This window comes from Bradyrhizobium sp. Ghvi (assembly GCF_900115265.1).
Taxonomy (GTDB): Bacteria; Pseudomonadota; Alphaproteobacteria; order Rhizobiales; family Xanthobacteraceae; genus Bradyrhizobium.
In genome coordinates, this window is the sequence record NZ_FOVU01000004.1 from 380,946 (window position 1) to 393,194 (window position 12,249).

The following is a 12,249-nucleotide window of genomic DNA, read 5'->3' on the forward strand; positions in this document are numbered from 1 at the left end:
CGAGATCAAGTCAGAACGCGAATTGCGTGCGCATCGCCACCGCGTCAAAGCTTGAGCCCGTATTCGCGAACGCCGTGGGCGGGAGCGTCTGCTTTGATACGGTGGCATGGAGGTAGTCGAGCATGAAGCGGACGTTGCCATTGACGTACCAATTGAGGGCGAGCGTGTAGACGTTCTGGCGTCCACCCGCGACGCCGTTGGCGCTCGCAAGCTGATCGTTGAGGTCGATCGTCGAGAAGCGGCCCGCGATTTCCCATGCACCCCAGCCCCCGCCGTCGAGAGAGAACGGATGCGCCGGCTTGACGCCGTTATAGGCGGCGTTGCCCGCATTGTAGGTCCGGCCTTCGCCCGTCAGCACGTAGCCGGCCTGCGCATAGCCGCCCTGGAATTTCAGGCTCGATGCGCCGACGAGCGGCACGCTGGTGTTGGCGGTGCGGTCGACATTGTACCAGAAGTACTCACCTTGGACGATGAACGGCCCATAGGTCGCCGCCGCCTCGACGCTGTAGACTTGCGCGCCCGAGACGTTGGCGATCGCGCCAGTCGACACCAGCGTGGTCGGGTCGAGGCGCAATTCTGGACGATCGCTGAGCGTAAGCGTTTGCGTGTTGGCGATCAGGTTGCGCGGGGGCTGGATCAGCCACTGCGCGTCGACGCCGACATGCACCGAGTAGTCCTTGCCGCTGATCGGATTGCCTGCGACGCGCGCTACGGCGCCATATTGCTCGCCGGTTCCCGCTGGCGCCGCGCTCGAGGCGGAATGGATTGCGCCGGTCGACGGCCCGGTGGCGTAACCACCGATCCAGAGCTGGTCGTTGAACCAACGCGCACCGGCTGCAGAGCGGAAGTCGCCGGCGGCGATGTTGGTCGCGACCACGCCGGGCGAGGCACGCTCCATGAACATGATGTCGTTGGAGCTCGTGGCCTCGTCCATGGTGTAGGGCAGATCCATGATGCCGGCCTCGACGGCCATCCGGCCTCCGAACGGTTTCAGGCCGGTGTAGCTGAGGTAGGCGTTCTCGACTCCGGACACGCCGCCGCCCGCAAGCGATCCCGCTGCCGCGCCGCCAAAGCCGTCGGACGAGCCGCCGAAATCGTAGACCAGGGCGAAATTCCAGTCGTTGAAGAACTTGCCGGCAAGGCCGATGCGGGCGCGGCGAACGTTCTCGCCACTGTCGAGCTTTTGCGGCACCGTGGCTGCGGTGTCGGGGCGATAGTGGTAGCCGCCGACATCCCAGTGCACGCGGCCCGTGATAGCGACGCAATTGGCCTGGTCGGCCGTGCAGATGGTCGGCCGGTTGTTCGGCATCGTCACGATGACACCGGCTACCTGCGGGGCGCCCTTGACCGGGAAAGCGGCATTGGCATTGGCGACGACCGCCTTCGCCTCCGAGCGAGCCTCGGCCTTTGCTTCAGCCTTTGCCTCGGCCCTCGTCTTGGCCGCGGCCGCCGTGTTCGCGGCGGTCTGGCTCTGCAGCTTGTCGAGCTTCTGCTCGAGCATTTTCAGCTGCTGCTTGAGGAGTGCGATCTCCTGGTCGCTGTTGCCCGCTGATTGGGCCTGGGCCTGCGAGGCCGCCAGCACGCCGGCGAGACCAATCGCCGTGGCTGCCATTCTTGTCCTGCTCATGTCGTGACTCCATCCTTTGACGAACTTCCCCAAGTCGCAACGGGAGAGCCTAGGTGTGATCGATGACTGCCCCGCGACGGTGCGCACCCGGTTGCGCGGTTCCCACTGAGACCAATTCGCCGCAACCGAATCTGCTATCGGCAGATTGCAAGATGATGCACATCATGCCAATCCACCAACCCCTGCAAATTGCGATTCCGCACGCGGAGCTTGTATGCTCATGGCGCCGGACGAGGGGCTGAATATTGCCGCCGGGCGCCCTTCTAATGGGGGGCGAACGCGCCTATATTCCGGCGTCTTTTCCAAGAGGTAGGAATGTTTCGATCGATCTCGACCGCCGTCGTCGTCACGGCATTGTGCATAGGCTTTTCGGCCCACTTCAATCCGGCTGCCGCGCAAGACCGTCGTGTCCCGGCGTCGCCGGCCGAACTCCGGCTGTCCTATGCGCCGATCGTGCAGCGGGTGCAGCCGGCGGTCGTCAACGTCTATGCCGCCAAGGTGGTGCAGAACCGCAATCCGCTGCTGGACGATCCGATCTTCCGCCGCTTCTTCGGCGGCGGCCAACAGCAGGAGCAGGTGCAGCGCTCTCTCGGTTCGGGCGTGATCGTCGATTCCTCCGGGCTCGTCGTCACCAACGTCCACGTCATCGAAGGCGCCGACCAGGTGAAGGTGTCGCTGTCGGACAAGCGCGAGTTCGAGGCCGAGATCGTGCTGAAGGATTCCCGCAGCGACCTCGCCGTGCTGCGTCTCAAGGACAGCCACGAGAAGTTCCCGGCGCTCGAGTTCACCAACTCGGACGAGCTGATGGTCGGCGACGTCGTGTTGGCGATTGGCAATCCTTTCGGTGTCGGCCAGACCGTGACTCACGGCATCATCTCGGCGCTGGCACGCACGCAGGTCGGCATCACCGATTATCAGTTCTTCATCCAGACTGATGCGCCGATCAACCCCGGCAATTCCGGTGGCGCGCTGGTGGACATGAATGGCCGGCTCGCCGGCATCAACACCGCGATCTATTCGCGCTCCGGCGGCTCGCAGGGCATCGGTTTTGCGATTCCGGCCAACATGGTGCGCGTGGTCGTGGCTTCCGCCAAGAGCGGCGGCAAGGCCGTGAAACGTCCATGGCTCGGTGCGAAGCTGCAGGCGGTGACGCCGGAGATCGCCGAGAGTCTCGGCCTCAAGACGCCGACCGGCGCTCTGGTCGCAAGCGTCGTGCCGAACGGCCCTGCGGCAAAGGCCGGGCTGAAATCGTCCGATCTCATCACCGGCATCGATGGGCAGGCGGTGGACGATCCCAACGCGTTCGACTACCGCTTTGCCACCCGTCCACTCGGCGGCACTGCGCAGATCGACGTGCAGCGCGGCAGCAAGCCGCTCAAGCTGACGATCGCGCTCGAGACTGCGCCCGACACCGGCCGCAATGAACTCGTCATCACCACGCGTTCGCCGTTCCAGGGCGCCAGGATCTCCACCATCACGCCAGCGGTGGCCGATGAGCTGCATCTGGACGCCGACACCGAGGGCGTCGTCGTCACCGACATCGGCGACGGCACGGCGGCGCAGAATGTCGGATTCCAGAAGGGCGACATCATCCTGTCCGTGAACAATCAGAAGATCGCCAAGACCAGCGACCTGGAGAGGGCTGCGAAGGAGCAGCCACGGCTCTGGCGCATCGCGGTGGTGCGCGGCGGTCAGCAGATCAACGTCACGCTGGGCGGATGAGTCCGAAGCGACCACAGGAGACGCCAACGCTCTTTGCTGCGGCGGGGCTCGATCACGAGGCTCCGCATCCGCTGCCGGACCGACTGCGGCCGCGTACGCTGTCGGAGGTCGTCGGCCAGGATCACATCCTCGGCCCCGACGGCGCACTGACGCGCATGCTGGAGACGCGCACGCTGGGCTCGCTGGTGTTCTGGGGCCCGCCGGGCACCGGCAAGACCACCGTGGCACGGCTGCTTGCGGATGCGACCGATCTGCATTTCGAGCAGATATCGGCGGTGTTCTCCGGCGTTGCCGATCTGAAGAAAGCGTTCGACGCCGCGCGTGCCCGCCGCGAGATGGGCAAGGGCACGCTCTTGTTCGTCGACGAGGTGCATCGCTTCAACCGGGCTCAGCAGGATTCCTTCCTGCCCGTCATGGAGGACGGCACCGTCGTGATGATCGGCGCCACCACGGAAAATCCGTCGTTCGAGCTCAACGCGGCGTTGCTCTCTCGTGCCCGCGTTCTGGTGTTTCGCTCGCTCGATGCCGCCGCAATCGAGAAACTGTTCGCGCATGCCGAGGAGATCGAGGGCAAGAAGCTGCCGCTCGATGCGGAGGCGAGGGCGGTGCTGGTGCGGATGGCCGACGGCGATGGCCGCGCGTCGCTGACGCTCGCCGAAGAGGTCTGGCGTTCGGCACGGGCGGACGAGATCTTCAATGCCGCGCAGTTGCAGGAGATCCTGCAACGCCGCGCGCCCATCTACGACAAATCGGCCGACGGCCATTACAATCTGATCTCGGCGCTGCATAAATCGGTGCGCGGCTCCGATCCGGACGCCGCGCTCTATTACCTTGCCCGTATGCTCGATGCCGGCGAGGACCCGCTGTTCCTGGCTCGCCGTGTCGTGCGCATGGCCGTCGAAGATATAGGGCTTGCCGATCCGCAGGCGCTCGTCATCGCCAATGCGGCGAAGGACGCCTTCGACTTCCTCGGCCACCCAGAGGGTGAGCTCGCGATCGCGCAGGCCGTGGTCTATCTCGCCACCGCACCGAAATCGAATGCGGTCTACACCGCCTTCGGCACGGCGATGCAGGTCGCAAAGCAGGCCGGCTCGCTGCTGCCGCCCAAGCACATCCTGAACTCGCCGACCAAGCTGATGAAGTCCGAAGGCTACGGCACCGGCTACGAATACGACCACGATGCCCCCGACGCCTTCTCCGGCCAGGACTACTTTCCCGAAGCCCTGGGCCGCCAGACCTTCTACGACCCGCCCGAGCGCGGCTTCGAGCGCGAGATCAGGAAGCGGCTGGACTATTGGGCCAAGCTGCGCAAGGAGCGGGGTGGTTCACGCTAGAGGCGGCCGTTTCGTCGTGACGTACGCCCGCTTTTAGGGTAGGCAGGCAGCATGAGCCGCCGCATCAAAAGAACCAACCAACAGCCACGTTCGCGCGACGAGCGTAAGGAATCGCGTCCGCATCAGGCGCGGAGCGCGAAGAAGGCCGGGCCACGTCCAGGAGGCAAGCCCGGCGGCAAGCCGCCGCGCTTTGCGGGCGAACGTGCCGAGCGGCGCCCGCCCAAAGCAAGGCTGGAGAGGGCTGAGCTGGAAAGGGCCGCGCCGGCCAAGCCGGTCGAGGCGCTGCTGCCGACCAAGGTGCAGACCGTCACGGTGACGGCCGACGAGAACAACATGCGCGTCGACCGTTTTCTCGAAGCGCGGTTTCCCGGGCTGTCGTTCTCCCACATCCAGCGCGTCGTCCGCAAAGGCGAGTTGCGCGTCGATGGCAAGCGCGTCGACAGCAAGGACCGCCTGGAGGAGGGCCAGAGCGTCCGTATTCCGCCGCTGAAGCTCGATGCGCCGAAGGTCGGCGGTGAGCTCTCGGAGGCCGCGCAGAAGACGCTCAAGGCGCTGAAGGAGATGACGATCTACGAGGACGACGACGTCCTCGTCTTGAACAAGCCCGCTGGCCTTGCCGTGCAGGGCGGCTCGGGCATGACGCGGCACATCGACCAGATGCTGGAGGTGATGCGCGATTCCAAGGGTCAGAAGCCGCGCCTCGTGCACCGTATCGATCGCGAGACCTCGGGCTGCCTGCTGATCGCAAAGACGCGCTTTGCCGCTTCACACTTGACTGGCGCCTTTCGCTCGCGCTCGGCGCGCAAGGTCTATTGGGCGCTGGTGCCGGGTCTGCCGAAGCCCAAGCAGGGCCGCATCTCGACCTTCCTTGCCAAGGAAGAGAGCGAGGACGACACCATCATGCGCATTGCCCAGCATGGCGACGAGGGCGCCAGCCACGCGGTGACCTACTACGCGGTGGTCGAGACCGCCGGCAACAAGCTGACCTGGGTGTCGCTGAAGCCGGTCACGGGCCGCACGCACCAGCTTCGCGCCCACATGGCCCATATCGGCCATCCCATCGTCGGCGATCCCAAATATTTCAACATCGAGAACTGGCAGCTCCCGGGCGGCCTGCAAAACCGGCTGCATCTGCTCGCGCGCCGCATCGTCATTCCGCATCCCCGCGGCGGCGTGATCGATGCCACCGCACCGCTGCCGCCGCACATGCAGCAGTCGTGGAATCTGCTCGGGCTGGATGCCAGCCGGTTCGACCCGATCGAGAACGCGCCGGAGGAGTAGGGGGCGCTGCTAACCACCTCCTCAGTGTCATCGCCCGCGAAGGCGGGCGATCCAGCACTCCGAGACGGCTGTGCTTGAAACGATAAGCCGCGGTGTACTGGATGCCGGGGCATGACAGCGTTGGTTGTGGTTGAGACCGAAAGCCCTCAATTCCTGAACTGCTCCAGAAACATCCTCAGACTATCATGCGGGCTCTCGACGTCTGTGATCAGCCAGCCCTCCGGACCGTTGACCAGGATGAAGTTCAGCGCCACCGGTCGGCCGTGATTGTCGAATTTTGCCGCGACATAGGTCTTGTCGTATTCCTTGCGGATGATCGCAATCGCCAGCGGGCCGAGCTTCCAGCTCTGACTTTGCACGAGGAAATCATAGGGCTCGCTCCGTGGTGCTGACCACGCCTTGCGCAGGCTCGGATCGAAGAATTGGCGGGCGGTGGCATCATCCCGCGGCAGACCCCTGGAGAGCTCCCGTGCGCCATCGCCGTAATGAGCATAGACGTTGCGGACCAGCGATTCCGGGGTGCGAAAGCCGGCCTCGGCCGCAGCCAGCCAAAACCCGGTAAACAGGGCCACAATGCCCGCAAGTTCCCTCATGCCCGCCGCTCGCTTTATCGGCCACAGGTCTTATCTTAAAAGCCTAGCATCGAGCGACCGGGACCGAAAACCTCACATGCGCGAATTGTTCGAAGAAGCCGCTGGCCAGCCCCCGCCGGATCCCAGGGAATCGGCGCGGGCGTCCGCGCGCACGCCGCTGCGCAAGCGTTTCTACAAGGAAGCCCGCATCGCAGAAGCCCAAGGCGGCTTTGCCGTCACGCTCGACGGCAAGCCGATCCGCACGCCATCCGCCCGCCAGGTGGTGATCCCTTCACGCACGCTCGCCGATGCCGTGGCCGCGGAATGGGCCGCTCAGGGCGAGGCGATCGATCCCGTCACCATGCCGCTGACGCGGATCGCCAACAGCGTGGTCGAGGGGGTGATCGACCGCGTCGAGCTCGTCACGGATGACCTCGCAAAATATTTGGAGACGGACCTGCTGTTCTATCGCGCCGGCCACCCCGAGGGGCTGGTCGCCCGCGAGGCCGCGCATTGGGACCCGGTGCTGTTCTGGGCCGCGGAGAGGCTTGGGGCGCACTTCATCCTCTCCGAGGGCATCATGCACGTGAAGCAGCCGGACGAAGCGCTCAGGGCCGCCCGCGCAGCGCTGCCTGATGATCCCTGGTCGGTCGCGGCCCTCCACATGGTGACGACCCTGACCGGCTCGGCGTTGCTGGCATTGGCGCTGGCTCATGGCATGCGCGACGCCGATCAGGTCTGGGCCGCCGCCCATGTCGACGAGGACTGGAACATCGAGCAGTGGGGCGTGGACGAGGAGGCGGCCGCCCGCCGCGCCACCCGCTTCAGGGATTTCGAGGCTGCCGTGGCGGTGCTTGCGGCCGTCAATCCCGACGTGGCCAAAGGTCCTTAACGAGAGGTTTACGACGGCGGCCTTAGGGTGGGGAGCTGCGTTCCCTGGACCCCTGAAATGCCGACGCCAGTCACTTCGATCCTTCCCGTCAGTGCCGCCAGCCCTGTGGCCGATGCGGCGACGCCGGATCTTGTGCTCCAGGCCGGCAGCGTGGTCGACGCCAGGGTCGTCAGCGTGCTCGCCGACAATCTGGTGCGGATCGCGATCGCCAATCTCTCGATGGACGTGATGTCCGAGGTGTCGCTGACCCCAGGGCAAAATCTCCAGCTCGCGGTATCGCAGAACGACGGCACGATCCGGCTTGCCGTCGTCAACGGGGCAAGTGAGGCGAGCGCTGATCAGGTCACGTTGACGCCGACGGCCGCCTCGCTGGTCGACAGTCCGTCGCTTGCGCCATCGGCGACCGCGGCCCGCAATCCCCTGACGCCTTCAGAGCAGGTCGCCGTCAGCGCCGCCTCGGCCGAGGCGGTCACAAAACAGGGCAGCCAGGCGCCGCTGTTCGCCAATCTGGCATCCGTCGTATCGGGCAGCGATCTGCCAGAAGGCCTGAAGCAGGCGGTGCTGGATGTGCTGGCGCAACAGACGCCGCTCAACACCGCGCTCGATGGTGGCGATATCGAATCCGCGTTCCAGAAGTCGGGCCTGTTTCTCGAGGCCTCGCTGGCATCAGGTGCGCCGCCGCCGTCAGGCACCGTGCCGGACCTGAAGGCGGCGCTGCTGGTGCTCCGCCAGACGCTGGCGGCAACGTCGGGCGCGATCGAGCCCGCCGCGCCACAGGTGGCGGGGCCAAATAGCACGCTTACTCCAAGTGTTGTTGCGGCTCCGCAGACCGCTGCGTCGGTGCCGCAAGCGACAGGCGAGACCGCGCAAGCGGCTTTGCCAACGCCTGCCGCTGCAGGTACCCAAGCCCCGCAATTGCCGCGCGAGGCTGCGCTCGCCGTGCTGGCCGATATGGCTGGCGCTACACCGCAGGCGGCCTTGCCGCGTACCGCCATGTCAGCAGGTCTTGCCGCGAGCCTGCTGCAAGAGGTCACCCAAAGCTTGCCGCGCATGACCGGCAACGTTCCGGGCTCCAATAAGCCGGTGCCTGACAGCCACATCTTCGAAGCGGCGGCGCGTCCGACGACGCCACCGCCGTTCCGCGGTGCGTTGCCGTCACCGCAAGCGGTCGCTTCGCCATCGCTCGCACCAAACGCACCGCTGGCGGCGACTGTGCATCGCCTGCTTGGCGATACCGATGCCGCGATCGCGCGGCAGACCCTGCTGCAGGTCGCTTCGCTCCCTGACCGCACCGATGCCAGCGGCCATCGTATCGATCCGACGGTGCCGCAATGGAATTTCGAGATTCCGTTTGCGACCCCCCAGGGCACCGCGATGGCGCAGTTCGAGATCTCGCGCGACGGCGACAACGAGTCGCCAGATCCCGCCAAGCGCGCCTGGCGCGCGCGCTTTACGCTCAATGTCGAGCCGAGTGGTCCCGTGCACGCGTTGATCACGCTCAATGGCGACAAGACCTTTGTGCGGATGTGGGCGGAGCGGCCGGCGACGGCACAGCAGCTCCGCGCCGGGATCGGTGAGCTCAATCAGGCGCTGACCAAGGCCGAGCTCAAGCCCGGCGACATCATCGTCCGCGACGGCACTCCGCCGCAACCTGCGCCGGCCCGCGCCGGCCATTTCCTGGATCGCGCCACATGAGCGAGGATTCCAAGCTCGCAATTGCGCTGCATTACGAGAAGGGCAGCGGCGCGCCCGTGGTCGTCGCCAAAGGCAAAGGCACGATCGGCGCCAAGATCGTCGAGATCGCCAAGGCGCATGACATCCCGATCGAGGAGAACGAGGTGCTGGCCGGCGCGCTCTCCAAGGTCGAGCTCGGCGAGGAGATTCCGCCCGATCTCTACAAGGCCGTGGCCGAGGTGCTGGTGTTCGTGCTGCGTCTGTCGGGCCGCGCGCGGTAGCAAGTGCAGGCAAATCAGGCCTTGTCGGCCGGCTTCGTCGCCGTCAGTGCCTGGTCGATGGCGAAGCCGCCGATCTCGCTCATTGCCTGCGAGATCACATCGCCCTTGCGCGCAAAACCGTTGGAGAGATAGTCGAACTGGGTGCGCGCCAGCCGCAGCACCTCGATCGGCACCGAGACCACGGTCTCGTTGAAAGCATCGACGGAGGCGCGCAAGCCATCGAGCTCCGTGGTGAGCTTGCCGATATGGCTTTCCGCATCCTGCATCAGCATGAGCAGCTTGCTGCGCTCGCTATCGAAGCCAGCCCGTTCGGCAGCTGCCGCCGCGGTGACCTCCGCAAGCTGGGTTCGCAGCGCGGCGATCTGATTGACCATGGCGTCGGTGGCGAGCTCGGCGGCTTCATGCCGCTCGGCAAGCCGCTTGTTCTCCTCCTGCTGCTCGTGAAACAGCCGTTCGGCCGACATCGCTCGCTGCGCGAGCGACTCGATCAGGCTGGCCGCGCGCAGCAGCATCTCGCCGTTCCGCCCCGACACCATGCTGGCCATCCGGCGCAGGAAATCGGTGGTCTCGGACGCGCGGTTCGGAAGCAGGGGAACGACCATGGCGGACATGGGAAATGCTTGCAGCCGGACGTGATGACCGCCGCCGTACCGACTGAGCTCACGCAACATTCGGCGCCTGATCGCAAGCTGTGAGCAAGCCTGAATCGGCTGGCCAGGTCAACTGATCAGCAGGAGCAAATGTCAGTGCGTCCGCTGCCCGAGCCAGCGCGAGGTCAGGCGTCCTTCTGCCGGCCGATCCGCCCCAGATGGGTGAAGCCGAAGCCGGCGGAATATTTCAGGCCGTAGCCCAGCGCCCGGTCGATGCCGATATGGGCGAGCCAGATCAAGGCGATTGACAAGGTGAGCGGCGAGGCGAGGCCGAAGCCCAGCGTCAGCATCGCCACCGGTGCCATGTAGCTGTGGGCGGCGTTGTAGACCAGTGCGCCGAATTTGGCATCGACGAGGTAGGCCAGGAAGCTCAGATCGGGGACGAAGAACAGCAGGGCAAAGACCCACCAGGCGCCGTCCCAGGCCCAGTAGAGCACCACCATCCCCGCAAACAAGGTCAGGCCCTCCAGCCGCAGCAGGATGTTGACGCCGCCGGTTGCCGCGCCGGTTTGGGCCGTTGCTTCGCTCATGCTCGCCTCCCGGGCAAAACTTTGAAATTCCTTGCGCTTTCACGCTGATTCAGGGCTGACCTGCAAGGCCGAAAGCCGCTTCCCGGCTCGCAAAATGCCGTGTTAGAACCCCGCATCACTTAAGAACTGGCGGGAGCAAATGAAACACATCCTGGACGCCCTTGAAGACCGTCGTGCCGGCGCCAAGCTCGGCGGCGGGGAGAAGCGCATCGAGGCGCAGCACGCCCGCGGCAAGCTGACCGCGCGCGAGCGCATCGAGCTTCTGCTCGACAAGGGATCGTTCGAGGAGTTCGACATGTTCGTCGAGCATCGCTCCACCGAGTTCGGCATGGAGAAGACCAAGGTGCCCGGCGACGGCGTCGTTACCGGCTGGGGCACCGTCAACGGCCGCAAGACTTTTGTCTTCGCCAAGGATTTCACCGTGTTCGGCGGCTCGCTGTCCGAGACCCACGCGCTGAAGATCACGAAACTGCAGGACATGGCGATGAAGGCGCGGGCGCCCATCATCGGCCTCTATGACGCGGGCGGTGCCCGCATCCAGGAGGGCGTCGCCGCGCTCGCGGGCTATTCCTACGTGTTCCGCCGCAACGTGCTCGCCTCGGGCGTGATCCCGCAGATCTCAGTCATCATGGGCCCCTGCGCCGGCGGCGACGTCTATTCGCCCGCGATGACCGACTTCATCTTCATGGTGAAGAACACCAGCTACATGTTCGTCACCGGCCCGGACGTCGTGAAGACCGTCACCAACGAGGTCGTCACGGCGGAAGAACTCGGCGGCGCCTCGGTGCACGCGACGCGCTCCTCGATCGCCGACGGCGCCTTCGAGAACGACGTCGAGACGCTGCTGCAGATGCGGCGCCTGATCGACTTCCTCCCCTCGAACAACACCGACGGCGTACCGGAATGGCCGAGCTTCGACGATATCGGTCGCGTCGACATGTCGCTCGACACGCTGATCCCCGACAACCCGAACAAGCCCTACGACATGAAGGAGCTGATCCTGAAGGTCGTGGACGAGGGCGACTTCTTCGAGATCGCGGAAGCCTTCGCCAAGAACATCGTCACCGGCTTCGGCCGCATCGCGGGGCGCACCGTCGGCTTCGTCGCCAACCAGCCGATGGTGCTGGCCGGGGTGCTCGACTCTGACGCATCGCGGAAAGCGGCGCGCTTCGTCCGTTTCTGCGACGCCTTCAACATCCCGATCGTCACGTTCGTCGACGTGCCGGGCTTCCTGCCGGGCACCGCACAGGAATATGGCGGCCTGATCAAGCACGGCGCGAAGCTCTTGTTCGCCTATTCGCAGTGCACCGTGCCGCTGGTCACCATCATCACCCGCAAGGCCTATGGCGGCGCCTTCGACGTCATGGCCTCCAAGGAGATCGGCGCCGACATGAACTATGCCTGGCCGACCGCCCAGATCGCAGTGATGGGCGCCAAGGGCGCCGTCGAGATCATCTTCCGCTCCGACATCGGCGACCCCGACAAGATCGCCGCCCGCACCAAGGAATATGAAGACCGCTTCCTGTCGCCCTTCATCGCCGCCGAGCGCGGCTACATCGACGACGTCATCATGCCGCACTCGACCCGCAAACGGATCGCAAGGGCGCTGGCGATGCTGAAGGACAAGAAGGTCGAGGCGCCGGCGAAGAAGCACGACAATTTGCCGTTGTGAGATCGCGCAGCCCG

The 12,249-nt window shown here is 65.5% G+C and carries 11 protein-coding genes; 7 read left to right on the plus strand and 4 right to left on the minus strand.

Translation table 11 applies throughout. From position 1 onward, the window contains the following. Positions 1 to 10: 10 nt before the first annotated feature. Entirely contained in the window at positions 11 to 1,627 is a 1,617-nt protein-coding gene (locus BM374_RS17285; protein ID WP_092294176.1) for an OprO/OprP family phosphate-selective porin, read from the minus strand. 315 nt (positions 1,628 to 1,942) lie between these two features. Here BM374_RS17285 and BM374_RS17290 point away from each other — a divergent pair, with 315 nt between their 5' ends. The 3 genes from BM374_RS17290 to BM374_RS17300 are packed head-to-tail and all read left to right on the plus strand — an operon-like array spanning position 1,943 to position 5,964. Continuing rightward, complete coding sequence (locus BM374_RS17290) at positions 1,943 to 3,349, plus strand: DegQ family serine endoprotease (protein ID WP_177248368.1); 1,407 nt, start codon at positions 1,943 to 1,945, stop codon at positions 3,347 to 3,349. Further along, positions 3,346 to 4,683, plus strand: a complete 1,338-nt coding sequence (locus BM374_RS17295; RefSeq protein ID WP_092294178.1) for a replication-associated recombination protein A — start codon at positions 3,346 to 3,348, stop codon at positions 4,681 to 4,683. Before BM374_RS17290 ends, BM374_RS17295 begins: the two co-directional genes overlap by 4 nt. Before the next feature lie 51 nt (positions 4,684 to 4,734). Further along, entirely contained in the window at positions 4,735 to 5,964 is a 1,230-nt protein-coding gene (locus tag BM374_RS17300) for an RluA family pseudouridine synthase (RefSeq protein ID WP_092294180.1), read from the plus strand. Positions 5,965 to 6,110: 146 nt separating this feature from the next. Here BM374_RS17300 and BM374_RS17305 read toward each other — a convergent pair whose 3' ends face one another. Further along, positions 6,111 to 6,557: a hypothetical protein gene (locus tag BM374_RS17305; RefSeq protein ID WP_092294182.1), complete on the minus strand. Its 447-nt coding sequence runs from the start codon at positions 6,555 to 6,557 to the stop codon at positions 6,111 to 6,113. 76 nt (positions 6,558 to 6,633) lie between these two features. Between BM374_RS17305 and BM374_RS17310 the strand changes: the two genes are divergently transcribed. Genes BM374_RS17310 through BM374_RS17320 form a run of 3 tightly spaced genes read left to right on the plus strand, consistent with a single transcriptional unit; the run spans position 6,634 to position 9,383 of the window. After that, positions 6,634 to 7,428, plus strand: coding sequence for an ATP12 family chaperone protein (locus BM374_RS17310; RefSeq protein ID WP_092294184.1), 795 nt, complete (start codon positions 6,634 to 6,636; stop codon positions 7,426 to 7,428). Positions 7,429 to 7,485: 57 nt separating this feature from the next. Next, positions 7,486 to 9,123 carry a flagellar hook-length control protein FliK gene (gene fliK, locus BM374_RS17315; protein ID WP_177248369.1) on the plus strand — a complete coding sequence of 546 codons (1,638 nt, stop codon included), beginning with the start codon at positions 7,486 to 7,488 and terminating at the stop codon, positions 9,121 to 9,123. Further along, positions 9,120 to 9,383: an EscU/YscU/HrcU family type III secretion system export apparatus switch protein gene (locus BM374_RS17320; RefSeq protein WP_092294186.1), complete on the plus strand. Its 264-nt coding sequence runs from the start codon at positions 9,120 to 9,122 to the stop codon at positions 9,381 to 9,383. The genes fliK and BM374_RS17320 overlap by 4 nt, the downstream gene beginning before the upstream one ends. A gap of 14 nt (positions 9,384 to 9,397) precedes the next feature. Here the strand turns inward: BM374_RS17320 and BM374_RS17325 are convergent, their stop codons facing one another. Both BM374_RS17325 and BM374_RS17330 read right to left on the minus strand, forming a co-directional pair. After that, complete coding sequence (locus tag BM374_RS17325; RefSeq protein WP_092294189.1) at positions 9,398 to 9,994, minus strand: hypothetical protein; 597 nt, start codon at positions 9,992 to 9,994, stop codon at positions 9,398 to 9,400. 164 nt (positions 9,995 to 10,158) lie between these two features. After that, entirely contained in the window at positions 10,159 to 10,563 is a 405-nt protein-coding gene (locus tag BM374_RS17330) for a DUF4260 domain-containing protein (protein WP_092294191.1), read from the minus strand. 139 nt (positions 10,564 to 10,702) lie between these two features. On the opposite strand from BM374_RS17330, the gene BM374_RS17335 reads away from it, so the two are divergent. After that, positions 10,703 to 12,235: an acyl-CoA carboxylase subunit beta gene (locus tag BM374_RS17335; RefSeq protein ID WP_092294193.1), complete on the plus strand. Its 1,533-nt coding sequence runs from the start codon at positions 10,703 to 10,705 to the stop codon at positions 12,233 to 12,235. The last annotated feature ends 14 nt before the right edge of the window (positions 12,236 to 12,249 follow it).

Excerpts from the sequence above, each read along its gene's own strand:
- BM374_RS17285 (WP_092294176.1), bottom strand. The coding sequence starts at position 1,627 with ATGAGCAGGACAAGAATGGCAGCCACGGCGATTGGTCTCGCCGGCGTG.
- BM374_RS17290 (WP_177248368.1), top strand. The coding sequence starts at position 1,943 with ATGTTTCGATCGATCTCGACCGCCGTCGTCGTCACGGCATTGTGCATA.
- BM374_RS17295 (WP_092294178.1), top strand. The coding sequence starts at position 3,346 with ATGAGTCCGAAGCGACCACAGGAGACGCCAACGCTCTTTGCTGCGGCG.
- BM374_RS17300 (WP_092294180.1), top strand. The coding sequence starts at position 4,735 with ATGAGCCGCCGCATCAAAAGAACCAACCAACAGCCACGTTCGCGCGAC.
- BM374_RS17305 (WP_092294182.1), bottom strand. The coding sequence starts at position 6,557 with ATGAGGGAACTTGCGGGCATTGTGGCCCTGTTTACCGGGTTTTGGCTG.
- BM374_RS17310 (WP_092294184.1), top strand. The coding sequence starts at position 6,634 with ATGCGCGAATTGTTCGAAGAAGCCGCTGGCCAGCCCCCGCCGGATCCC.
- fliK (WP_177248369.1), top strand. The coding sequence starts at position 7,486 with ATGCCGACGCCAGTCACTTCGATCCTTCCCGTCAGTGCCGCCAGCCCT.
- BM374_RS17320 (WP_092294186.1), top strand. The coding sequence starts at position 9,120 with ATGAGCGAGGATTCCAAGCTCGCAATTGCGCTGCATTACGAGAAGGGC.
- BM374_RS17325 (WP_092294189.1), bottom strand. The coding sequence starts at position 9,994 with ATGTCCGCCATGGTCGTTCCCCTGCTTCCGAACCGCGCGTCCGAGACC.
- BM374_RS17330 (WP_092294191.1), bottom strand. The coding sequence starts at position 10,563 with ATGAGCGAAGCAACGGCCCAAACCGGCGCGGCAACCGGCGGCGTCAAC.
- BM374_RS17335 (WP_092294193.1), top strand. The coding sequence starts at position 10,703 with ATGAAACACATCCTGGACGCCCTTGAAGACCGTCGTGCCGGCGCCAAG.